Source organism: Halobacterium sp. KA-4 (assembly GCF_021028995.1).
Lineage (GTDB): Archaea > Halobacteriota > Halobacteria > Halobacteriales > Halobacteriaceae > Halobacterium.
On sequence record NZ_JAJJZG010000025.1, the window covers coordinates 1 to 23,528 of the forward strand.

The 23,528-nt window shown below is 59.3% G+C and carries 17 protein-coding genes and 4 pseudogenes; 14 read left to right on the top strand and 7 right to left on the bottom strand.

All coding sequences use genetic code 11. From position 1 onward, the window contains the following. From LPA44_RS16340 to LPA44_RS16360, 5 genes and pseudogenes are all read left to right on the top strand, one after another. Window positions 1-106: pseudogene (locus tag LPA44_RS16340) on the top strand (IS5/IS1182 family transposase); the annotation flags it as partial. A gap of 27 nt (window positions 107-133) precedes the next feature. After that, a pseudogene (locus LPA44_RS16345) lies at window positions 134-268 on the top strand (CopG family transcriptional regulator); the annotation flags it as partial. A gap of 99 nt (window positions 269-367) precedes the next feature. Continuing rightward, window positions 368-1,576, top strand: a complete 1,209-nt coding sequence (locus tag LPA44_RS16350; RefSeq protein ID WP_230890566.1) for an Nramp family divalent metal transporter — start codon at window positions 368-370, stop codon at window positions 1,574-1,576. Beyond that, window positions 1,577-3,580: a hydantoinase/oxoprolinase family protein gene (locus LPA44_RS16355; RefSeq protein ID WP_230890567.1), complete on the top strand. Its 2,004-nt coding sequence runs from the start codon at window positions 1,577-1,579 to the stop codon at window positions 3,578-3,580. It begins immediately after the preceding gene. Next, on the top strand, window positions 3,577-5,217 hold the full coding sequence (locus tag LPA44_RS16360; RefSeq protein WP_230890568.1) for a hydantoinase B/oxoprolinase family protein: 1,641 nt from the start codon (window positions 3,577-3,579) through the stop codon (window positions 5,215-5,217). The genes LPA44_RS16355 and LPA44_RS16360 overlap by 4 nt, the downstream gene beginning before the upstream one ends. Before the next feature lie 167 nt (window positions 5,218-5,384). On the opposite strand, the gene LPA44_RS16365 is transcribed toward LPA44_RS16360, so the two are convergent. Continuing rightward, window positions 5,385-6,344 carry a winged helix-turn-helix domain-containing protein gene (locus LPA44_RS16365; RefSeq protein ID WP_269070404.1) on the bottom strand — a complete coding sequence of 320 codons (960 nt, stop codon included), beginning with the start codon at window positions 6,342-6,344 and terminating at the stop codon, window positions 5,385-5,387. Between the two features lie 115 nt (window positions 6,345-6,459). On the opposite strand from LPA44_RS16365, the gene LPA44_RS16370 reads away from it, so the two are divergent. Both LPA44_RS16370 and LPA44_RS16375 read left to right on the top strand, forming a co-directional pair. Continuing rightward, on the top strand, window positions 6,460-6,933 hold the full coding sequence (locus tag LPA44_RS16370; protein WP_230890570.1) for a hypothetical protein: 474 nt from the start codon (window positions 6,460-6,462) through the stop codon (window positions 6,931-6,933). A 123-nt stretch (window positions 6,934-7,056) separates the two neighbouring features. Further along, window positions 7,057-8,334, top strand: a complete 1,278-nt coding sequence (locus LPA44_RS16375; RefSeq protein WP_230890571.1) for an RNA-guided endonuclease InsQ/TnpB family protein — start codon at window positions 7,057-7,059, stop codon at window positions 8,332-8,334. 92 nt (window positions 8,335-8,426) lie between these two features. On the opposite strand, the gene LPA44_RS16380 is transcribed toward LPA44_RS16375, so the two are convergent. Then, window positions 8,427-9,347 carry a 2-dehydropantoate 2-reductase gene (locus tag LPA44_RS16380; RefSeq protein ID WP_230890572.1) on the bottom strand — a complete coding sequence of 307 codons (921 nt, stop codon included), beginning with the start codon at window positions 9,345-9,347 and terminating at the stop codon, window positions 8,427-8,429. An 89-nt stretch (window positions 9,348-9,436) separates the two neighbouring features. Here LPA44_RS16380 and LPA44_RS16385 point away from each other — a divergent pair, with 89 nt between their 5' ends. Further along, complete coding sequence (locus tag LPA44_RS16385; RefSeq protein ID WP_230890573.1) at window positions 9,437-11,104, top strand: aldehyde ferredoxin oxidoreductase family protein; 1,668 nt, start codon at window positions 9,437-9,439, stop codon at window positions 11,102-11,104. Window positions 11,105-11,166: 62 nt separating this feature from the next. Here the strand turns inward: LPA44_RS16385 and LPA44_RS16390 are convergent, their stop codons facing one another. Together LPA44_RS16390 and LPA44_RS16395 are read right to left on the bottom strand one after the other, a co-directional pair. Next, complete coding sequence (locus tag LPA44_RS16390) at window positions 11,167-11,685, bottom strand: TrmB family transcriptional regulator (protein WP_230890574.1); 519 nt, start codon at window positions 11,683-11,685, stop codon at window positions 11,167-11,169. Between the two features lie 842 nt (window positions 11,686-12,527). Beyond that, on the bottom strand, window positions 12,528-13,205 hold the full coding sequence (locus LPA44_RS16395) for an IS6 family transposase (RefSeq protein ID WP_230890575.1): 678 nt from the start codon (window positions 13,203-13,205) through the stop codon (window positions 12,528-12,530). Between the two features lie 60 nt (window positions 13,206-13,265). Between LPA44_RS16395 and LPA44_RS16400 the strand changes: the two are divergent. From LPA44_RS16400 to LPA44_RS16415, 4 genes and pseudogenes are all read left to right on the top strand, one after another. Beyond that, window positions 13,266-14,090, top strand: a pseudogene (locus tag LPA44_RS16400) (SDR family NAD(P)-dependent oxidoreductase); the annotation flags it as partial. Window positions 14,091-14,207: 117 nt separating this feature from the next. After that, window positions 14,208-15,086 (top strand): SMP-30/gluconolactonase/LRE family protein, encoded by an 879-nt coding sequence (locus LPA44_RS16405; protein WP_230890577.1) that lies wholly within the window; start codon window positions 14,208-14,210, stop codon window positions 15,084-15,086. A gap of 1,051 nt (window positions 15,087-16,137) precedes the next feature. After that, window positions 16,138-16,875 (top strand): fumarylacetoacetate hydrolase family protein, encoded by a 738-nt coding sequence (locus LPA44_RS16410; RefSeq protein ID WP_230890578.1) that lies wholly within the window; start codon window positions 16,138-16,140, stop codon window positions 16,873-16,875. A gap of 105 nt (window positions 16,876-16,980) precedes the next feature. Then, window positions 16,981-18,423, top strand: coding sequence for an aldehyde dehydrogenase family protein (locus tag LPA44_RS16415; RefSeq protein WP_230890579.1), 1,443 nt, complete (start codon window positions 16,981-16,983; stop codon window positions 18,421-18,423). Window positions 18,424-18,637: 214 nt separating this feature from the next. Here LPA44_RS16415 and LPA44_RS16420 read toward each other — a convergent pair whose 3' ends face one another. After that, window positions 18,638-19,102: a universal stress protein gene (locus LPA44_RS16420; RefSeq protein WP_230890580.1), complete on the bottom strand. Its 465-nt coding sequence runs from the start codon at window positions 19,100-19,102 to the stop codon at window positions 18,638-18,640. Between the two features lie 128 nt (window positions 19,103-19,230). Between LPA44_RS16420 and LPA44_RS16425 the strand changes: the two genes are divergently transcribed. Continuing rightward, window positions 19,231-20,628, top strand: coding sequence for a GntP family permease (locus tag LPA44_RS16425; protein WP_230890581.1), 1,398 nt, complete (start codon window positions 19,231-19,233; stop codon window positions 20,626-20,628). Window positions 20,629-20,760: 132 nt separating this feature from the next. Here LPA44_RS16425 and gfo6 read toward each other — a convergent pair whose 3' ends face one another. Next, window positions 20,761-21,831 (bottom strand): D-xylose 1-dehydrogenase Gfo6, encoded by a 1,071-nt coding sequence (gene gfo6, locus LPA44_RS16430; RefSeq protein ID WP_230890582.1) that lies wholly within the window; start codon window positions 21,829-21,831, stop codon window positions 20,761-20,763. 102 nt (window positions 21,832-21,933) lie between these two features. Continuing rightward, a pseudogene (locus LPA44_RS16435) lies at window positions 21,934-22,368 on the bottom strand (integrase core domain-containing protein). A 224-nt stretch (window positions 22,369-22,592) separates the two neighbouring features. Between LPA44_RS16435 and LPA44_RS16440 the strand changes: the two are divergent. Beyond that, the gene (locus tag LPA44_RS16440; RefSeq protein WP_230890583.1) at window positions 22,593-23,477 is read left to right on the top strand and encodes an IS1595 family transposase; all 885 of its coding nucleotides are present in this window, start codon (window positions 22,593-22,595) and stop codon (window positions 23,475-23,477) included. Window positions 23,478-23,528 lie beyond the last annotated feature (51 nt).

Genomic DNA, 23,528 nt, shown 5'->3' on the forward strand with positions numbered 1-23,528 from the left:
CCACGCACGAGCGCAGGTGTTTCTTGCCCTGTGCCTTCGCCTTGTCGTCGCTATCACCAACTACGAACGCGGAGACAATCCGGGAAGCACGATCATCACGGTGTGAGAAGAGTTCTATGACACCCTCGGTGACAGTTATCATGTGGTCTTTCCCTCGGAGTCGAATCGTTGGTTCATGACTCGGTTCATCGAGGGGAGTGTGGCGGAGCTTCCCTTCGAGTTAGAGGTCGAGGAGAGCGTCTCGAAGGTGCTGTTGAAGGAAGCCTGAGTCGGGTTTTCACACGGGTGATGTGGTGGATGCACACGCGTCTTAACAACCGTTTTTACTGGTAATTCGTATCGTGGTACCTAGCCACAAGGGATTACTATGAGTCTAATCGATCAAATCAAAGCAATCGGGCCTGGCGCAATGGTCGCGGCAGCGTTCATCGGTCCAGGCACCGTCACCACTGCAAGCGTCACCGGCGCTCAGTACGGATATGCACTCCTCTGGACGATTGCCTTCGCTATCATCGCGACAATCGTCCTCCAAGAAATGAGCGCACGCCTCGGCCTCGTCTCCGAACAGGGGCTCGGCGAAGCGCTCCGAACCCGATTCGACAACCAGCTCGTCGAGTACATCAGCATCTTCCTCGTCATCGGCGCTATCGGCGTCGGTACAGCCGCCTACGAAGCCGGTAACATCATCGGCGGTGCCGAAGGCCTCGCAACAATCACTGGCATCAGCGCCACCGTCTGGGGCGTTCTGATGGGCGTGGTCGCTGGCATCCTGCTGTTCACCGGCCGCTACAAACTCATCGAACGCGCGCTCGTCGGCCTCGTCGCCATCATGGCGATCTCGTTCGTCGCTTCGGCGGTTCTCATCGGCCCCGACCTCAACGCAATCGCGGCCGGATTCGTGCCAAGTGTTCCCTCCGGCTCCGCGTACGTCATCACCGGCCTCATCGGCACGACCATCGTCGGCTACAACCTCTTCCTCCACGCCAGCAACGTCCAAGAACGCTGGGATGGTCCGAATGACCTCCGCGAAATGCGAATCGACACCGTCGCCTCCATCGTCGTCGGCGGCATCATCACGATGACGATTCTCGTGACCGCTGCTGCAGCCTTCCCGACCGGCACCGAACTCAGCGACGTTGGGCAGATGGCAGTGCAACTCGAACCACTGGCCGGTCCGTACGCCAAACTGTTCTTCAGCATCGGACTGTTCGCGGCCGGGTTCACGAGCGCTACAACGGCACCACTGGCCGGCGCGTGGGCGACGACCGGCGCTCTCGGCTGGGATTCGGACATGAAGAGCACCAAATTCCGCGCCGTCTGGGGGACGATTCTCGGTGTGGGGATTCTCTCGATTCTCCTCGGCGGGAGCCCCGTCGAGATTATCGTCTTCGCCCAAGTCCTGAACGGCGTATTGCTCCCGATTCTGGCAGTCTTCCTAATTTATGCGATGAATGACCGAGACATCCTCGGTGAATACACGAACAGCACCGTCGCGAACGTCCTTGGCCTCGCCGTGACGCTCGTCGTTGTTTGGGTCGGCGTGCAGGGACTGCTCGGTGTGCTGGGGGTGCTGTGAATGCCGGCGAACATCGTCGGTGTCGACGTCGGCGGGACGTTCACTGACGTCGCGTTGCTGGTCGACGGGGAACTCGTCACGGCGAAAGTCCCGAGCACCGACGAACAGAGCGACGGCGTGATTGCGGGCATCGAGAAAGCGTGTGCGAATGCAGGCATCGCGCCGAGCGACCTCACGGAGTTCTCGCACGCGATGACTGTCTCTGTCAACGCGCTGCTCGAAGAAGACGGAGCGAAGACCGCGCTCGTTACGACAGCCGGATTCCGCGACGTCCTCGAAATCGGGCGGCAGGACCGCCCGTCGTTGTACGATCTCGACGCGGAGAAACCCGATCCGCTCGTGCCACGACACCGTCGATACGAAGTCTCCGAACGGACGACGCCGGAGGGTGTCACCGACGAGGTCGACGAACAGGAGGTACGGGAGGTCGCAGCGGCAATTCGCGACGACGATGCGGAAGCAGTCGCGGTTTCGCTGCTGCACTCCTACGCACACCCCGAGAACGAGCGGACAGTGACGCGGCTGCTTCGGGAGGAACTCGACGTGCCGGTGTCGGCATCGCACGAGGTACTGGGAGAGTTCCGTGAGTACGAACGCACGTCGACGACGGTCGTGGATGCGTACGTACGGCCGGCAATCGACCGCTACGTCGGGCGGTTGTCCGAACGCGCCGCATCCGCGGGCATTCCCGCACCACGAATCATGCAGGCCAACGGCGGGATTACGGACGCCGAGACCGTCCGCAAGAAGGCAGTGTTGACGGCGCTCTCCGGCCCCGCAGCCGGTGTCGTTGGAGCGAACGCGTTAGCGAGTCCTGGCACCGACGAGCAGCCGGATCTGGTGACGTTCGACATGGGTGGGACATCCAGTGACGTGAGCCTCATTCGCGACGGGACGGTCGAACGGACAACCGACGCCGAAATCAACGACCGACCAATCCGAACTCCGATGGTCGACATCGAGACGGTCGGCGCAGGCGGCGGCTCGATTGCGTGGGTAGACGCCGGTGGCGCACTCCGAATCGGCCCGCAGTCCGCCGGCGCGAATCCCGGGCCAGCCTGCTACGGGAAGGGTGGCTCGAAGCCGACCGTGACTGACGCGAATCTCGTCCTCGGCTACATCGGGGACAGCACCAGCCTCGGCGGGGAGCTCTCCCTCGACGAAGACCGGGCGTACGACGTGCTCGAGGATCTCGCCGCCGAAGCGGGGATGGACGGACCCGTCGAGGCAGCCCGTGGAGTCTACCGGGTTGCGAACGCGAGCATGACGCGAGCAATTCGGTCTGTGACGGTCGAACGCGGATACGACCCCCGAACCTTCGGACTCGTCGCCTTCGGTGGCGCAGGGCCGATGCACGCCGTCCAACTCGCGGACAGCCTCGACATGAATCGCGTCGTTATCCCGCGCGCTTCCGGGGTCCTCTCCGCGTACGGGTTGCTGGCTGCCGACGAAAAACAGGACGCAGTGCGCACGTACCGGCAACCACTCGCGGACGCCGACGCGGACCGGGTTGCCGGCATCTTCACCGAGCTCGAAGCCGACGTCCTCGATGCGGTGTCGGACCGGGCGAACGCGACGCTCGACCGGTCAGTGGACCTCAAGTACGCCGGGCAGAGTTTCGAACTGACCGTGGACGTTGACGGTCAGTTCGACCCGGAGACGGCCAAACAGCGGTTTGCAGACGCACACGAGACCGCCTACGGCTACCAAATGGACGAACCGGTGCACTTGGTCAACTGCCGGGTGACAGCAACTATCGCCCGGACGCCGCCGGCCCTAGACTACGACGCAACCGGCGACCCACAGAAAGCAACTCGTGAAGCCGTCTTCGCCGATGGTGTCCACGAGACACCGGTCTACGACCGCGCGAAAGTAGCGCCAGGCGAAACAATCCAGGGACCAGCAGTCATCGAGGAGAACGAAAGCACCACCGTCGTCCCGCCAGCGTGGACGGTGTCCGTCCGCGAGGATGGCGCGCTCGTCGCCGAAACGGAGGCAGAATGACAGCACACGACCACACTTCCGACGAAGCCACCGGGGAATCGACTGCCGACATCGACCCAGTCACGCTCGAAATCCTCCGGAATCAACTCGAGAGCATCGCCGAAGAGATGGGGCATCTCCTCATCACTGGCGCGTACTCGCCGAACATCAAGGAGCGACAGGACTGCTCGACCGCGTTGTTCGACGCGGACGGCAACATGATCGCGCAGGCTGAACACATCCCCGTCCACCTCGGCGCGATGCCCGACGCGGTCGACGTCGTGATGGAAAACGACCCAGAGCCCGGGGACGTCTTCATCGTCAACGACCCGTTCGCGGGCGGCACCCACCTCCCCGACATCACGCTCGTCTCCCCGATTGCACCCGAGGGTGACATCATCGGGTACGCCGTCTCGCGCGCACACCACGCCGACGTCGGCGGTAGTTCTCCAGGAAGTATGCCCTCCGGCGCGATGGAAATCTACGAGGAGGGACTGCGGTTGCCCGCCGTTCGGCTCGTCGAAGGCGGCGAGGTCAACGAGGACGTCCAGAATCTGATTCTGGCGAACGTCAGAACGCCGGCGGAGCGGCGAGCGGACTTGCGGGCGCAGCGAGCGGCGAACGAACGCGCCGAAGAACGAATCGGGGAGCTTCTCGCCGAACACGGCGACCTACTCTTACGAGCGTTCGATGCCGTCATCGAGTACTCCCGGGACCGGATGGAAGCCGAAATCGGGGAACTCCCCAACGGCACCTACGACGCCCGCGACATCCTCGAAGGCGACGGCATAACCGACGAGGACATCCCCATTCAAGCAACCGTCTCGATCGAGGACACCGAAGTCACAGTTGACTTCGACGGGACGGCGGGACAAGTCGATGGGAACCTCAACGCCCCACGTGCCGTCGCGAAAAGCGCCGTCTACTTCGTCGTTCGTGCCGTCACTGATCCGGAGATTCCCCCAAACCAGGGCTGCTACGACCCGATTACAGTGTCCGTCCCGGAACGGTCAGTTCTCGATCCCGAGCCGCCTGCGGCGGTGGTTGGTGGCAACGTCGAGACGAGTCAGCGAGTGACGGACGTCACTCTACGAGCGTTCGCGGAAGCCATCCCCGAGCGCGTGCCGGCAGACGGCCAGGGGACGATGAACAACCTGATTATCGGCGACCGGCACGGCGAATTCACGTACTACGAGACGATTGCCGGCGGGTTCGGCGCACGACCGGACAAAGACGGGATGGACGGCGTTCAGGTCGGCATGACCAACACACTCAACACGCCCATCGAAGCGCTGGAAGCCGAATACCCGCTGCACGTCGAGCGGTACGCGTTCCGCCCCTCCAGCGGTGGCGATGGCCGGTACCGTGGCGGCCTCGGGCTTGAGCGGTCCGTGACGGTGCAGACAGACGCGACTGTGTCGCTGCTAACTGAACGGCGACGGACGGCTCCAGCCGGCGTGAACGGTGGTGAAGACGGCAAGCGTGGCGAGAACCGCATCGACGGCGAAATCGTCCCCTCGAAGGTCTCCAAGGATGTCAGCGCGGGTACGACTATCTCAATTCGCACTCCCGGTGGTGGTGGCCATGGATCACCGGAAGAGCGGACCACAGATGCCCGTGAGCGAGACCGCCGCAACGAGAAAGTGACCGAAGACTGATTCGTTGGGTTGTCTTGCGGTCCGTCCGCAGACCACGCTCACCGGGGGTGAATGCCGGTAATTCCGAAACGAGCGCCGCCGTCGCGTCCGTTTGTTGCTGCGATCGACCAACCGTGTACCCGCGCGACCTTCACTACGATATCAATTCCCACCGAAAATTAGCCGGGTCAATAGCTCACGTCGGAGATCTCCAGATCTTCATCAACCGTCAGCGCGAATTCATCGCCTTCGATGGTTGTTGTGAGTCGGACCTTGAGCGGGTTGATGGTGAGGATGTCCTCAGTGTAGTCTTCATGGACACGATTCAGCTTGTGGATATCTGTTACGTCCGGGGAAATTGGATTGATGTCGTGTTCAAGCAAGAATGACAGCAGGGGCGTTATGGTGCAGAACGCCAGAAAGAGGCCGCCCCCGATCTTGTAATTGCAGTTTGTGCAATTGGATGTGAGAAATACGGCGTATCGACGCCCACAGCTGCCACAAATCCCTTCCGTAGAATTATGGTCTTCGCAGATATCGATGGTAGGTTCCGTATCTGCGGAACATCGCGGACAAATCCCGCTAGCCATCGCCAGAATTTCGAGGTTCCCCCAGGTCCACGCTGCCCGATAGGCGGCCTCTGGTGTTCGGCCTTCGACGCCAGCGGGCGGGAGCAACATCGCTCCAAGACTCCCGTAATCACCGGGGACATCCGGCTCATCAGTCGGCCGCGGACTCGCATAGGCTCCCTCGCAGTTCGTGCAATATATTTGGACGCGCTCCTCGCTGTAACGGACCGCAATCTGTGCCCCACAGTAGTGGCACTGTTCATCGATCGTCGTTAACTCGAATTTGGGCGCTTTGGTGACCGCACCCGAAAGAATTGCTTCGATCACCCGACGACCGGCTTGGCGGAGCCGATATCCGTCTTCTGTCTGCTCAACGAAGTGTCCGACGAGTTTGTTGAGGTGGTAGTTGAACTGGCCACTGTCCCGAACGCTAACATCGTCGTGCAGTTCGGAGAAGCTAACCGGCTCAGTAGCGTTACCAAGCGCTTGGAGGATTTCCATACGAGTTTCGTCCCCCAACATGGCGAACGCATCATCGGGTGCCAACGTGGAAGCACCCTCATCTGCTGAGTCTGTCATTTCTTACCACAAAATACGCACCGCCCCTTCTCAATCTTCTTCTTTACCAAGGAGGCTGTACGTCGTATTTCGCGCCCCCGGAATCCATTTCCGAGCGACGGTCGCAGAGGTAGGTATGCCCTCCACGAATCGGCGGACGGTACTCGCAACGCTTGGAACAGTTAGTTTGGGCGGCCTCGCCGGTTGTTCGTTCCGACAATCCGACGAGCATCCAGCGGGGAGTCTGACGTTCGCCAACGAGAGCGACCTCCCGCATTCGATCACGATGCGGGTCACGGACGTCGGCGAAGAACCCGGCGAACAGCCATACTCGGTAACGGGTGAGACGACTACCCGACCGGCACAGCGAACACTCACGGCTTCTACGACAATCTCCCCGGGTGCCCGTGAAACGTACGAGGGCGTCTTCACCGAACCAGTATGGTACGCAATCCAATTCACAGCCGACGGCCAAACCCCACCAGATTCGAGGGGGCGCGTCGTCTACTCGCCAGCCCCCGACACTGACTCGACCGGGCGAACGCTACGCGGAACAATCGGCAGTAACGGCGAGTTCCGATGGGGGATTAGCAGGGCGGTGAGGGCCTAAGCCCCCGTCCTTAACGAGCGACCAAGGGAAGCGAGTAGGGCGGGGATACAGCGCCCGCACAAATATCAAACTCCTTTCATCAGAACCTTTAACAAACCACACCCACCAGCCACTACCACGGCGATGAAGTACAGTCCACGATACCGACTCTTCCCGACAACAGCGCAACGGGAGAACCTTGACTGGACTCGAAACATCGTACGACAACTGTACAACCACGCTCTCCACGAATTCAACAAAATCCCCGAGGACGCTGGCACGCTCCGACAACGCGTCTGGCAAGTCAGAGACAGACTCCCAGCCCTCAAAAACTGGTGGACAGACCTCACGAACGTCTGGTCAACCGTCCTCCAGAAAGCCGTCGAGCGCATCCGCACCAACATCCAAAACCTCGGGAAACTGAAAGACAACGGGTACAACGTAGGGTCGTTGAACTGGAAATCGCCGCGTGAGTTCCGGAGTTTCACGTATCGGCAATCAGGCTTTGAACTCGACAAGAAGAGTGGCCCAGACAACCGAGCCATACTCCAACTCAAGAAAGTCCGCGGCGAACCCCTCGACATTCCAGTACGACTCCACCGCGACCTCCCCGACCACGACGCTATCAAAGAAGTCACACTCAAACAAGAACCCACGGGCGCGTGGTACGCCAGTTTCTGCATCGAAGCCGACGAGCCAGCGAAACCCGAACCTGAAGATATCGAACCCAAGGACACTGTCGGACTCGACCTCGGCGTGTTGAAATTCATTCACGACTCAGACGGCCGGTCAATCGACAGACTTGACTTGTCTGAGGAGCGCAAGCGCCTCGAACGCGAGCAACGCTCGCTCTCCCGGAAAGAATACGAGTCGAACAACTGGGAGAAGCAGCGCCAACAAGTCGCCGAAGTCCACGCGAGGATGACGAACAAGAAGCGGGATTTCAAACACAAGCTCGCTCACTATTATACCACGGAATACGACGCCGTGTTCGTCGAGGATTTGAATGTCAAGGGGATGCTGGAGTCCCCTGAGAACGCGCGGAACAAGGCTGAGGTCGGCTGGCGTGACTTCATCAGCATCCTCAAGCATCACGGCCGCAAGCGCGGCTGTCACGTGGTCGAGGTTGAACCGCGTGGGACGACGAAGGAGTGCGCTCGGTGTGGTGTGGAGACGGCGAAGCCGTTGTGGGTGCGCGAGCACTCGTGTGCCAGTTGTGGGTTCAGGCTGGATCGGGATTTCAACGCGTCGCTGAACGTGCTTTCTCGCGGTCTCGAAGACCTAGGAGTGGGATACTCCGAAGACACGCCTGTGGAGACTGCGACCGCTATGGACACGGTTTCTGTGTCTGCAAGTCGCGTCGTTGAATCAGGAAGCCCCTGCCTCAAAGAGCCGCCAACAGCGGCGAGTAGGCAGGGGTAGTTCACCGCGACAGAGAACGCCGGTAGGTTCGATCTGTAACACGCTAACAGCGAAGTGGGTTCTATGCCGTCGCAGCCACGTGCTGACCAACCCTAGTTCTGGTTCGTCGTGTGGGGTTTCAGAATCGCGTGGACGGCTTCGTTCATCGGGGCGGGGACCCCGACTTCGTCGGCGTGCTGGACGACGGCGCCGTGGAGTGCTTCGAGTTCGAGCTGCTTTCCGTGCGTCAAATCGTAGTGCAGCGATGAATACATGTCCGGCTCGAAATCCTGGGCGAACTCGAGCCACTCCTCGACGGTGTCGTCTGGCAAGTCGACACTCTCTGCCCGCGCAACCGTGCAGACTTCTTCCATGAGGCGGCGATACATCGTCCACGACGCCTCGGTTTCACGAATATCGCCGATTGGCAGTCGTGTCGTCGCGGTCATGCCCGCCTGCGCGCAGATGAGTGCGAACTTCCGCCAGATCTCCACGTCGATGTCGTCCGCGAGCACGGCGTCGACGCCCTCACTTTCCGAGAGTGCTTCGTCGAGCGCTTCGATCCGGCTCGTTCGTCGTCCGTCACGCTCCCCGTAGATGAACCGTGCTGGCCCGCCAGTATGCTCAACCACGCCAGGTTCCTTGATGGTCGAAAAAATGTACGCCACGCCACCGACGACCTGCGACTCTCCGACGACGTCGGCGATCCAGTCCTCGTTGTCGACGCCGTTCTGGAACGACACGACGGCCGTTTCCTCGCCGAGGAGCGGCGAGAGGGATTCGGCCGCGGTCTTCGTGTCGTGCGATTTCACGCAGAAGAGAACGTAGTCGCAGTGGCCGACATCAGCCGGGTCGTCGGTCGCCGGTAACTCGACTGCCGTCTCCCCAAACGGGCTTTCGACACGCAAGCCATCAGATGCGAGCGCATCAAGGTGATCACCACGCGCAATCAGGTGGACCTCATGGCCTGCATCCGCGAGTCGTGCGCCCAGATAGCCGCCGACACCGCCTGCTCCATAGATGGCGAACTTCATTCTATACACGGCTACAGGTAGTCCGATGATAGTGGTTGGGATTGAGTTCCTGAAAACAATTAATAGGCCACGCACTCCCCCTGTAGGTAATGTTACACAGTACCGGACCGCTGCTCTCCGTGAACCTCTCGGCGCAGCAAGCCGACACAGAAGACGTCAGCGAGGTGCTTGAGTCGTTCATCGGCGGGCGTGGCGTGGGGACAAAACTGGTCCACGACCGGACGCCCTTCGACGCGGATCCGCTCGGGCCCGAGAATCGTCTCGTGTTCAGTACGGGCCCGATGCAGGTCTCGAACATGAGCTTCACCGGCCGCATCAACGCGACTTCCGTCTCTCCACTGACCGATGGGTTACTCTCCTCGAACGCGGGCGGGTTCATGTCCCGACACCTCGCGGACACGGGCTACGGCGCTATCGAACTCACCGGCGCCAGCGACGACCTCATCATCGTGCACGTCCGCGACGACCGCGTCACCTTCGAAGAAGTCCCAGACTTGGCGGGCGCGACGGTCCCGGAGACCTGCACGTATATCGAGGACGAGCACGGCCTCGAATCCGAACACGTCGCCTGCATCGGCCCGGCCGGGGAGAACCAGGTCCGGTTCGCCTCCATCATGACGACTGAAGAGCGCGCGTTCGGTCGTGGTGGACTCGGTGCCGTCCTCGGCTCGAAGAACGTGAAAGCCCTCACCTTCGACGGCGACTCACGCCCGGATATTGACGTGCCCGCCGGCCAGATGGAGATTCATCGGGAGGCCGCCACTGACGACCACATCATGAAAGAACAGGGGACAGTGTCGGTGATGGACCTTGCCAACGAGATGAACGGCCTCCCATCGTACTACTTCTCCGAGCAGTCCTTCGAGGGCGTCGAAGGCATCAACGGCGACGCCGTCGCCGAGAAGAAATACAAGAAAGGAACGTGTTCAGCGTGCGCGTTCGCTTGCAAACTCCCAACCCGAGACGAGGCACGCGGCGTCGAAACAGAAGGTCCGGAGTTCGAGGTGGCGATGGCCTTTGGCTCCAACTCGGGTGTGGATGACATTGTGGATGTGATGAAGTCCAACCAACTCTGCGACGACTACGGCCTCGACGCCATCTCCGCAGGCAACACCATCGCCGCGTACTTAGCTGCTGAAGACGAGTTCGGCAACGAGGAACTTGTCTGGGACCTCGTCGAACAGATCGCCCACCGCGAGGGTGTCGGTGACGAACTCGCGGAGGGAATCGGACGCATCCACGACGACCTTGGTGTCGACAATTGGTCGGTCAAGAATATGGACTTCGCGGCCCATGAAGGCCGCATTCTCCACGGCCAAGGCCTCTCGTACGCTGTCTCGAACCGCGGCGCCGACCACATGTACGCCACCTTCTATTCCGTGGAGTACCCACTCGTCCCCGACGACGAGGCGATGGCGCCCGAAGGGTTCGACGGGAAAGCCCAGCGACTCGTCGAACGCGAGAATCTGATGGCGCTCAACGACAGCGGCGTCGTCTGCAAGTTCTCTCGGGACTACATGACTCCCGAACGCTACGAGATGCTGTTCGGCGCGGACTTCGAAGAACTGCTGGACGTCGGCAGCCGCATCGTCACGCTGGAGCGGCATTTCAACAACGAGCGCGGCCTCGACCGCAACGACGACCGGCTCCCCTACGAAGACCAACTCCCGGGCTTCGAGGACGCCCTCGACGCCTACTACGACGCCCGCGGCTGGCAACAGGACGGCACGGTCTCTGCCGTCGCGCAGTCGGGCTAGCGGATTCGTATCGCGCTACAGACCCGACGTCGTCTGCTGTCACGACAGTGGAGGGTGGGTGGTCAGGTGGTTAGCGGTGCTTCGAGTTGGGACACGGAGAGCTGGAGTTCGTTTGTCTGGTGATCGATAGTCGTGATTTCTCCGCCGACGACGAGCTCGGAGTTTGGCGTCGGTCCGATGAGAATTGGGTCACCGACGTCAAAGTCGTCGATTGGTTCGCGAAACGCCACCTGCGCGTGGCACTGGTCGGGGTGATTGACGCTGGTGAAGTCGATTTCGGCTACGGTGACGTCGATACGGGTGTAGTCGTGTGCGAGCGTCAAATTCTCGGCCGTGTCGAACGACTGGCGGTCGAGGAATCGATACGCCTCGACAGTCGGTTTATACCCGCCTTTCGGCCCGGTGATGCCTTCGATCAAATCGAGTGCCTGCAGACTCTGGGTCTCCTTCCGGATTGTCCCAGAGTGACGGTCCACAGAGTCGCCGATTTCTTCGGCCGTTACCGCAGACTCCGACGCACGGTACTGATCGACGACTACTTCGAGGACAGCCATCTGTCTTCTAGTCAACTCTATTTCCATCTTATCTAGGATATCCGTAGATAGGGAAATATACGTTTTCCTTTAGGAATAATAGATTCAACTACCATACTATACAGGAATTAAATTAGATGCTTGAAATTCTACTTCGGATGGGGGGCGTCATATACATTACTAACGCATCATATTAGTATTCCTCTATCTAGAAAGATACTTTAAAGAGTGTCTCACGCTCCAGGCGAATTACCTACATCGGAATGCTCACTATTGGCAGTGAACTCAGTTGTTGATCGTTGTCAAAGGCGTGCTCAGAAGTCCAATACCTTATTTCTCCGGTTAATATCGAAGAAGTTGCTGTATTAATGCAGTTACACACGATACATCGTAGTTTGAGTAAACAAAGAATCTTTTCATGGATTCAAGAGTACTATTGCAAATCTCGTAGGCGTGACCTGGATTGTATTCCCTCTAGAAAACTTGGTTCGAACTTGTATTGCCGATGATCGAGGAAGATAGATTTTCGCGGCCAGGGATGGAATTTCTCTCGTATTTTAATACTATCTTTGAAATTGATAGTTTGGACATCAAGGCCGCGGAGGAATGAGGCGGGACGTGCTGCTGCTTACTATCTCGTTCATGTCTCGGTGGTGTCTGAGTGAAGGGAAACTCCCAGTTCTTTATGGCTGTTCGAGTCTTCCCATCGAAGCGGTGAGTCGCCTCTCCTCCTCGACTCTCAGCCGTGTCGAGTCGTGTAAGCGGAGCGACGGCCGCGGTGACCACAGGAAGATCACATAATTTGCCCTTCGGGAACAGGACCCATCTCCGTGAGGGGAACGGCTAAGTGACTTGTCGCACCAATAACGCTATGGGCTCGACGGCACTGTCTAGTTCTGGACCACCTCGATCGGTGTTTTTCCATCGAGAGCTTGGTGCGGTCTGTGGCGGTTGTAGTAATGCATAAACTCTTCAAGCCACTCTCGAACGCTCGATCGACTGCCCACCCACGAGTTATGGAAGCGGTCGACCCGCATTTTGAGCGTGTGAAACCACTTTTCGATCAGGTTTCGATCGGTATAGTTGACCCGACCGCTCAACCCTAATCGAGCAAGGGCAGTCCGATATCCGAACTGATCGACGAGAAACTCAGCCTCTGAGAGATCATGTTTCTCGCGGAGGCCAGCGAGGAACGCCGCCGCCGGATCGGTGCCATGTCGTCCGAATAACGCGACATCGAGGATTAACTTTGTGTCGATGTCTATTGCAGCATACAGCCAAGACCACTCACCGTTAATCTTGACAGCAGTCTCGTCAACGGCGACCCGCTTCGGCTGCGCCTCAGGCGGGTCGCGTCCGCTGTCAGACAGCCGATGCACCCAGTTCCAAACCGCCCCATGAGAGCGTTCAACGCCTAATTCCGCTAAGATCGTTGTTGTTTCTCGAAGCGAACAACCGGTCTGGTGAAGGCGGACGGCGAACGCCCTAACGGGTGTCGCCGTCCGCTCGTTCTCCCAAGTTTCTTCTAAATCCGGTTCATAGCTCTCGCTGAGCAGGTCTGCGAGCATCTCTGAACAAGTTACTCAACGACCTGCTCACTTCTCAAACTAACTCAACTAGACAGTGCCGGCTCGACAACCCACGACTACTCGGACGAGACTGTAATCGTGACCGGCGGCACCTCGGGTATCGGCCGTGAAGTCGCCCGCCGGTTCGGCACTGCTGGCGCCACAGTCATCAACGCAGATCTCCGCGAGACGCCAAAAGAGACGGACCTCTCGGCGCCGACACACGAGATCATCGAGGACGCAGGGGGCCGTGCCGAGTTCATCGAAACCGACGTCTCGAAACCCGACGAGGTTGGAGCAGTCGTTGAGGCGGCCCGCGAGTTCGGTGGCGTCGACGTCATGGTGAACAACGCCGGCATCTATCGTGAGGCATCACTCGTCGAGACGGAGACCGCGTCCTTCGACCAAGTTATGGGCATCAACGTCCGTGGCGTGTTCGCAGGCTGTCGAGCTGCCGCCCGAGACATGCTCGCCCGCGAGGCGTCCGGGAGCATCGTGAACACGGCGTCCATTAGCTCCGAGTACGCACAGATCGGGCATTCGATGTACGACGCTTCGAAGGGAGCGGTCATGATGCTGACGCGCGTCGCATCAGCGGAACTCGCCCCGTACGGAATCCGAGTGAACGCCGTCGCGCCTGGCATCATCGAGACGACCTTCGGCGAGGGAAACCCCGAGACCGACGCTGAGCGCGAGGAGCCGTTCATCGTCGACGATGCCGACCTCCCCGACCTTAACGATCGGATGGTTGGGTCGGACATTCCGATGGATCGCCTCGGCACGCCCGAGGACCTCGCTGGCGCGTATCTCTTCCTCGCCGGTGACGACGCAGAGTACGTCACCGGGCACCTGCTCTACGTCGACGGTGGCTACCACACGGTCTGACTCGCCATCATCCAGTTCCTGAGGTTTAAAGACACCGCTCTCCACAAACGGAACCGGCGTTTCGACGGTGTCCACTTCGGCGGACTCTTTATGTAACCGCCGAAGCGAAACCCGTCCATGGATGTCGATATTGAGCGCGTCACCGACACTCACTGTGCGACGGGAGAGGGTCCACTCTGGCACCCCGACGAAGGAGTACTCTACTGGACTGATATCCCGAACGGGCGACTCTATTGCTACGACCCCGCCAGTGATGACTACGAGCGAGTGCTCGACGACGACGTCGCTCTCGGTGGTTTCACCATCCAGGAGGACGGCTCCCTGCTCTGCTTTCGCGGCGGTGGACGTGTCGATCAGTTCGTCGGCGGCGAGATAGTCCCCGTGACAGTCGTCGACGCTGCGACTCACACGCGATTCAACGACGTCATCGCGGACCCGGAGGGACGCGTGTACGCGGGGACGATGCCGACTAGTGAAGGACCCGGACGGCTCTACCGCCTGAACACCGACGGGACGGTCACCGAGGCCGACGAGTACGGGTACGACATCCCGAACGGGATGGGATTCACGCCGGACGGCGAGCACTTCTACGTCACCGAGTCTAACGCGAAGACGGTCTATTTGTACGATTACGACCGTCAGACAGGCCGTCTCACCGACCGACGTCCGTTTCTCGACCTCACGGGCGAGAACGGGATTCCAGACGGCATGACAGTTGATGCTACGGGCGATGTCTGGTCGGCACGGTGGAACGGCGAGGTCGTCGTCAGATACGGCTCAGATGGCACCGAGCGCGACCGGCTCTCGTTCCCTGCGAAGAAAGTGTCGTGCGTCACGTTCGGCGGTCCCGGCTATAAGGACATCTACGTGGCGACTGCACTTGACGGGGGCGACCGGAGTACAGAAGGAGATGGAGCGGGCGCACTCTTCCGGTTCGACGCTCCCAACGGCGTCACTGGTAGCCCCGAGTTTCGGTCAGCGGTCGAAACCGAGTAACGGGCTGACGTCAATTCAGACAGGAAGGGTCTGCTTACTCCCAACAGTATCACTATGAATCCCGACATCGTTAACCGTGTATATATTCTCCCGCGTACTACCTACTGAATCACGAAATCTACCGACCACGTTGATTGCTCGACGAGGATATAGTATTCCGGTATTACCGGAACAAAATCCGAATACGTCGAGTTGATTCAAGAACGCCCATATCATTGTTTTATGAACGAACCTTCACCATTCCTCCCCTCATGAGCCAGGTTGTCGACGTGAAAATTACATACATATACTTGTAATGTATCGGGCTAACCTCGTTCCGCTATTACCGGATGCAAAGTTGGGAACATATACGACTGGCCCCGGACTTGAGGATACCAGTCTATCGTACGTCGAGATCCGGATGCTGTGTATCACCGACTGGCTGTAGTAGTCAACGGCAAGCAGTTACGCCTTCTCAAGCACTACCGCCACCACGAAACAACCGAGGATGACAGCGAACGAGAACCAAAGCTGATCCCCGCGTGCGGGTGGAATTACCGCGTCGGGAACGAGCGGGAGTTTGTAGATCGTCGTCTGGTTGAACACTGCGTCGATGGCGACGCCGAGAATGAACGGGGGAGGGGAAGCTAGGCGATTGAGGAGGCTCGCCGGGAGCCCGAAGGCGAATCAGTGGCGGTTTTCCTCGCCGAACATACGGAAGATGCGTAAGAATGGCGAATCAATCTGGTCACGGCACCTGTCGAAATCGTTTGTTCGGTCGATCACCCATGGTAGCATACCTCTATTAGTATAACAATAGTTTGGCTTCCTTTGTCGATGTCAGGAATAGAATGCCAACTCGTGGAGGCCCGAACTGCAACTGTAATTCTAGGCGTGGGGAGACACCTATCCGGCAATAGCGGAGATGCGCGTTAGTTCGAATTAACTGCGAACATCCAAATAGTGTCGTGAGATAGTCGAGTTGAGAACGGTCCGATTCGCTCCTGCGGCCGGGCACCACTCGTTGACGAAAATCGACATTAGTTAGTAAGTGATACTCGAGCATGCTCACATGCGTCACGTCAGATTCCGCGACCCAGCAGGCAGCGTCAGACAGGGAACCTGGACCGACAACGGTATCGAATTCGGCGACCGAGTCTACGACCCAGCGACGGTGGATGTCCTGTCGCCGACGGACCCGTCGAAAATTGTGTGCGTCGGCCTCAACTACGCTGACCACGCCGAAGAGGAAGGCATGGATGTTCCGGACCGGCCGCTGCTCTTCCTAAAGCCGCCGAACACGGTTGCAGGCCACGGAGACACGATTACGCTCCCGGCGGGTAAGGACACCATCGAGCACGAAGTCGAACTCGGCATCGTCGTCGGCGAACAGTGTCGGAACGTCGACGAAGCGGACGCGATGGACGTCGTCGCAGGTTTCACGTGCGCGAACGACGTCTCGAACCGCGACGACCAGTACGTGGAACAGAACTGGGTGCGCGGGAAGGCCTTCGACGGCTCGTGCCCGCTCGGCCCCGTCGTCGCCGACCCAAACCACGTCCCTGATGACGCGACCGTAGAACTGCGCGTGAACGGCGAAACACGACAATCCTCATCTATCGCGGAATTCATCTTCTCTGTCCCCGAAATCGTTGCTGAAATCACCCAATACATGACCCTTGAACCCGGAGACGTCGTCTTGACCGGAACACCAGCCGGAGTCGGCCCACTCGAAAACGGGGACCACGTGGAGGTCGACATTGAGGGCATCGGCGTGCTTGAACACGACGTCGAGCAACTCGACGACTGACCTACGCGTCCGCCGTCGACCAACTCGTTTCGGTCACACGAAGACTACGTAAAGACTGCCGGTATCAAAAACTCCCTCTGTGTGACTACTGAATCATCCAGTTGCATGACGGATACGAACACGAATTACGTCAACGGAGAGTGGGTCGCGTCGACAACTGGTGACACAGTCGACGTCGTGAACCCCGCGAACCCCAGTGAGGTCGTCGCAACCTACCAGCAATCAAGCAGCGAGGACGCTACCGAAGCCGCCGAGGCCGCTGCGGACGCCGCCGCTGACTGGGCGAACACACCGGGTCCGGAGCGCGGCCGCATCCTCCGCAAGGCAGGCTCGATTCTGGCCGACCGAAAAGACGAACTTACCGAGCAGCTCGTCGCCGAAGAGGGGAAGGCACGTCCCGAAGCGGCTGGCGAGGTACAGCGCGCAATCGATATCTTCCACTACTTCGCCGGGAAATCCTCCGACCTCGGTGGCACCGTCAAAGGATCCAGTAGCCAGGATACGACGCTGTACACGCGCAAGGAACCGGTCGGTGTCGCGGCCCTCATCACGCCATGGAACTATCCTATCGCCATCCCGGCGTGGAAGCTTGCGCCCGCCCTCGCGGCGGGCAACACGGTCGTGCTCAAGCCCGCGAGCGTTGCACCGGGCCCCGCCGTCGCGCTCGCAGAGGCACTAGACGAAGCTGGCCTCCCGGATGGCGTACTCAACGTCGTTACGGGACCGGGTAGTGACGTCGCGAGCACCTTCGTCGGGCACGAGGCAGTCGACGCAGTGTCGTTCACCGGCAGCAGTCAAGTCGGTGAGATGGTCTACGATCAGGCAACCGACCAGGGCAAGCGCGCACAAATGGAGATGGGTGGAAAGAACCCGACCGTAGTCATGGATTCGGCGGACCCCACAGAAGCGGCGGAAATCGTCGCGAACGGCGGCTTTGGGACGACCGGTCAGTCCTGTACAGCGTGCTCGCGCGCGATCGTTCACGAGGACGTCTACGATGAGTTCGTCAACGAACTCGTCGCCGAAGCCGAATCTATCGACATCGGTCCCGGCCTCGATCACGAGATGGGCCCGCAGGTCAGCGAGAGCGAACTTGAATCCACGCTGGACTACATCGACATCGCCCAGGAGGAGGGCGCGACGTTGGCGGCCGGTGGCGACACGCCCGACGAGTATGATACGGGGTATTTCGTGGAGCCGACGGTGTTCGCGGACGTTGAGAATGACATGCGAATCGCTCAGGAGGAGGTGTTCGGGCCGGTTGTCGCCGTCATCAAAGTCAGTGACTTCGAGGAAGGCCTCGAAACCGCTAACGACGTCAAGTACGGCCTGTCGGCGAGCGTCGTGACCGACGATCACACGGAAGCCAACCGCTTCATCGACGAAGCCGAAGCCGGCGTCGTCAAAGTCAACGAGAAAACGACTGGTCTCGAACTACACGTCCCCTTCGGCGGGTTCAAGCGCTCGTCTTCAGAGACGTGGCGCGAGCAAGGGGATGCCGGACTGGAGTTCTACACTATCGAGAAGACCGTCTACGACAACTACTGACTGTTCGTTCCCAGAAGCAGCTGGAGGGCTAGTCGAGGACGAAAACTCCGCCATCTGATTTCGGCGGGGGAACGTTACTTCTTCTCGCGTGCGTGCTGATCCATAGTGCGAGAATTTCTTGCTGTGAGCGTGGCCACGGGACGGACCGTGGGAACAGAGCTACCTCCTCGAAAAAGTGCTGGAGCGGTTCGTAGGATGAAAGCAATGCGACGGGCTACTCGGCGGTAATTTGGGACGTGACGAAGCCGTCGAAGTTGAGAATGACACGCTGGGCGAAGTCACCGAAAATCGCTTTTCCAGTCGGGGAACGCTGCTGGCTGGTGATGAAGACGTGGTCACAGTTAAAGTCCTCTGCAGCGGTGAGTGTCGCGGTTCCGTATCCATCGTCAATAATCCGCACGACGGCTTCATACTCGATGTCCATCTCGTCAAGTGTGTCTTCGATGTACTCTTCGAGTGCGTCTTCGGCCGCGGCGACGAACTCGTCTTCGTTGTCGTAGGTGACTCCTTCGACACCGCCGAGAGCCTCGAACTTCTCAACGCCGGAACCGAGCTGCCGTTCAGTGGCGAATGTCAGGACAACCAGTGGGGCATCAGACCCACGTGCTTGGTGTGCTGCTTCGCGGAGAATGTCGTCGTGCGACTCTGGACCCTTGATAACGACTAACCCTCGTTCCATGCTCCCACCGATGAACCAAAGGTCGTTAAATCTACCGACAGTCACGACCGTCCTTCCGCTAACTGGTTATTTGTGTGTCACAACCACAAACATTTATACTGTCCAACGTACGCGTTTGATTTGGAGAAATGCCAGCAACACTGCCAGCATTAGCAGCGTTAGTTATTGGTGTCGCTGTCGTCGTACTGTTCCTCGTCGTGTGGGACCTTCCCGCATTCATCGGGCTCGTTCTCTCTGCATTCATCGTCGGCGTCGTTAACGCGTACTTCCTCCCCGACATCGCATTCGGGACGATACCAAGCGACGTCGCGACCGCATTCGGGAACAACATGGCTGGGATCGGTATCCCGATCCTGATGGCCGCCATCATCGGGAAGTCGATGACAGAATCAGGCGCGGCGAACCGCATCGTCAGGTCGTTCCAGTCCGTCGTCTCGGACAAGAACGCCGACTTCGCCCTCTGGGGGAGCAGTACCCTCCTCTCGATCCCCGTCTTCTTCGACAACGTCTTCTACCTCATGGCTCCGCTTGCTCGCTCGATGCGCGCACGCATCGGGAAGAACTACGCACTCTACATCGCCGTCGTCGGAGGTGGTGGGACTGCAGCGCACGCATTCGTTCCGCCGACACCCGGTCCACTCGCCGTCGCCCAAGAACTCGGGGCTGGGGAGTCGATCCTCGGAATGACAATCATCGTCGGGCTTGCAACGGCGATTCCGTCCGCACTCGTCGCCGGCGTCGGATACGGCCGCTTCATCAACAGGCGGATTGACATCCCGCTCCGTGAGACGATGGGAACGAGTGCCGAAGATCTCGAACGGCAAGCACAACAGCCAACCTCAAACCTCCCTGGCTTTTTCGAGTCACTACTACCAATCCTCGTCGCGGTCCTGTTCATCGCTGCCGGAACGTTCGTGAACACCTTCGCGAGTGTCTATCCGTCGCTGGAACGCATTCAGACGCTCACGACATTCATCGGTGACGCGAACTTCGCACTCACCATCGCGGCCATCGTTGCCGCGCTGACGTACCTCCGTATGGACGACTTCCCGCGACAGGTGTGGCAGGACGAACTCACCGAAGCCCTGCAGAACGGCGGGAATATCGCCGCAATCACCGCTGCTGGTGGCGCATTCGGTGCGATGCTGGCCGCGTCCAATATTGGCACTGTCATCGCGGACGCGCTGAGCGGTATCGGTGTCGGATTGCTCGTTACCGCGTGGCTCATCGCTGCCATCGTCCGTATCGCACAAGGGTCCGCGACCGTCGCGATGATCACGACTGGTGGCATCATGGCCCCCCTCGTCCCAGAACTCACAGTCCACCCGGCCTACCTCGTCGTCGCTATCGGCGCAGGTGGTATCACGACCTCGTGGTACAACGACTCGGGGTTCTGGATTGTCAAAGAAATCGGCGGCCTCACACAGTCCGAGACATTCAAGGCGTGGACCGCTGTCACGTCCATCCTCTCGATCGTCTCACTAATCATCATCCTGTTCTACTCGACGGTCTTCCCGCTCGCCTAACGCGGCGACCACCAGTTTTGACCGAATTCTAGTCACTATTTTTCAGAGAGGGGCAAAGTGAATAGGAAATACAGTTCCTAACTCCCAAATCACCTCACCAGCCGACTTAGCAGTGTAGAATCGAGGCCGCGTCTATTCGAGATCGACCGTCCGCCCCGTGTCCGCGGACTCGTGGAGCGCTTTGAGGACGCGCATATCGTAGAGGCCGTGTTCGCCGTCGGCGTACACTGGTTCGCTGGAGAGGACGCGGTCCGCGAAGTAATCGAATTCCTCGGTCATCTCGTTGATATCGTCCGCAGATGCCGAGAACGACCGGTCGGCAGTCTCGACGGCGAGTTCACACTCCATGTGGAACGCAGGTGACAGCGTGAGCTGTCCGTCCGTTCCCGTGATTGTCAACTCCGTATCGTTGTACGCGTTCTGCGTCGCGGTGATTGCCGCATGAACGCCGTCGTCGTAGACGACAGTGGCAGTCGAGCGTTCGTCCGGAACGTCCGCGAACGCGTCGTGCATAGACGTCATTTGCGCCTGCACAGACACTGGGTCTGAACCGAGGATGAATCGCGCGGTGTTGATGGGGTAGATTCCGAGGTCCATCATCGACGTGCCGTAGCCACTGGCGTCGGGGTCGAGGCGCCACTGGTCGGGGTCCTCGATCATGGAGAGCAGCGGCTGTGAGTTGTTCCCGTACACCTGTACGGGCTCGCCGATAACGCCGCTGTCGACAAGTTCTCTCGCGCGCCGGACCGCCGGCTCCGTGTGCATTCGGTACGCAACCATCAAGGGTATGCTCGCATCATCCGCAACCTCAACCATCTGTTCGGCGCGCTCGACGCTGGCTTCCATCGGTTTCTCACAGAGCACCGCCTTCCCGAGTTCGGCGGCCGTTTCGACGTACTCGAGGTGATAGGCGTTCGGTGTCGCAACGTAGATGGCGTCGTACTCATCGGCGCACTCTCCGTCGTGGTAGCCAGCACCCGATATTGCATGAGGGACGTCTGCTTCGTCGGCGAATCGCTGTGCTTTCTCCTGTGAGCGGCTGACGAGTACGGTGACCTCACAGAGGTCCGTGTCCTGAATCGCCGGGATGGCCTCGTCGATAGTCCACCAACCGAGGCCCACGAGTGCAAGTCGAACCGTCCCGTCGGTTGTCTGTTGCCAGTCCCGGTCCGTGAACGAGCTAACGGTCTGTCGGAAACCCATACGACATACTCGTCATGGATTCAGTTAAATGGTCGTGTCTCGACGGTTCTCTTCGTGGGTACTTTCAAATAAGGATTGAAAGGTGAAGAGATGCGGCACTGTCTAGTTCTGGAGTTCCTCGATCGGTGTTTTTCCATCGAGTGCTTGGTGAGGTCTGTGGCGGTTGTAGTAATGCATAAACTGTTCAAGCCACTCGCGGACGCTTGACCGACTGCCCACCCACGAATTATCGAAGCGGTCAACCCGCAGTTTGAGCGTGTGAGACCACGTTTCAATCGGGTTTCGATCGGTATAGTTGACCCGACCGCTCAACCCTAATCGAGCAAGGGCAGTCCGATAGCCGATGCACCCAGTTCCAAATCGCGCCATAAGAACGTTGGGCACCTAATTCCGCTAAGATCGTTGTTGTTTCTCTGAGCGAACAACCGGTTTGGTGGAGGCGGACGGCGAACGCCGTGACGGGCGTCGCCGTCCGCTCATTCTCCCAAGTTTCTTCGAAATACGTTCATAGCGCTCGCTGAGCAGGTCTACGAGCATCTTTGGACAAGAAACTCAACGGCCTGCTCACTTCTCAAACTCATTCAACTAGAAAGCGACAGGCATGCTACAAGTTGCGCTATAATCCTATTCTCTTAGTGTCCGGATTGTTTAAGATACCTTCTTCCAGCCAACGCTCTTGCGTAGGAGATTGTTGACGGTACTGAGCGGGGGCTGTAGAGTCGAAGAGGACAAGGGCACCGCGGCAGCGGTGCCCGACACGAATGATTCCGCTAGATGTGTTTGGGTCGGAATCGGTCGCAGCGGACCTGCTGGAACAGGTTCGCTGGCGTGACGGTGTGACCTGTCCTCGCTGCCGTTCTGATCGGACGGTCAGAAACGGCAGCTATCGAGAGTTTCAGCGGTATCTCTGTACGAATTGCGACCGCACGTTCAACGACAAGATCGGCACAATCTTCGCTCACTCGAAAATTGCACTCCGCCGGTGGTTGTTCTCGATCTACGCGTTTCTCCGCTTTAACACGAGTCTCCGCCAACTACAGTGCGAAATCGAGGTGACACACAAGACGATCCAGCGGCGCATCGAGCGCTTCGCCAGCGCGCTCGATGCGCCTTCCCTTGATCTCGTCGGCCCGGTCGAAATCGACGAAGTGTACGTCAACGCGGGGAAGAAAGGCCGCGAGCGCGACCAGGAGTCGCGCTCGCGTGGTCTGTCCACGCGCGGGCGTGGTTCGTACGATGGCGACAAGCCACCCGTGTTCATTCTCGCTGATCGCGGGACCGGACAGCGGTACGTGATTCCAGCGAAAGCCGCCGACGAATCGATGATTCGACTCCTGCTTGCTGACCGCAAAGAGGAGTCGCTCACGGTCTATACCGACGGCTTTCGAGCGTACGAACCGCTCGAAGCGGACGACGCATTCGACCGCGAATACGTCGTCCACGGCGACGGCGAATACGCCGATGAGGAAGTTCACGTCAACAGCTGCGAGAGCCACGCGTCGCTGACGCGACGGTGGCTCTCGCCGCATCGAGGGGTCTCGAAAGACAAGTTGACGCAGTATCTCAGAGCGTTCCGACTACGTCGGGAACTGTTTCGGAAACCCGGTCGAGACGCTCTCAAACACGCTATCAAAGCAACGCTCTGAAATCAACAATGTGCTACGCAAGAGCGTCCAGCCAAAGATAAGCGTGCTCTG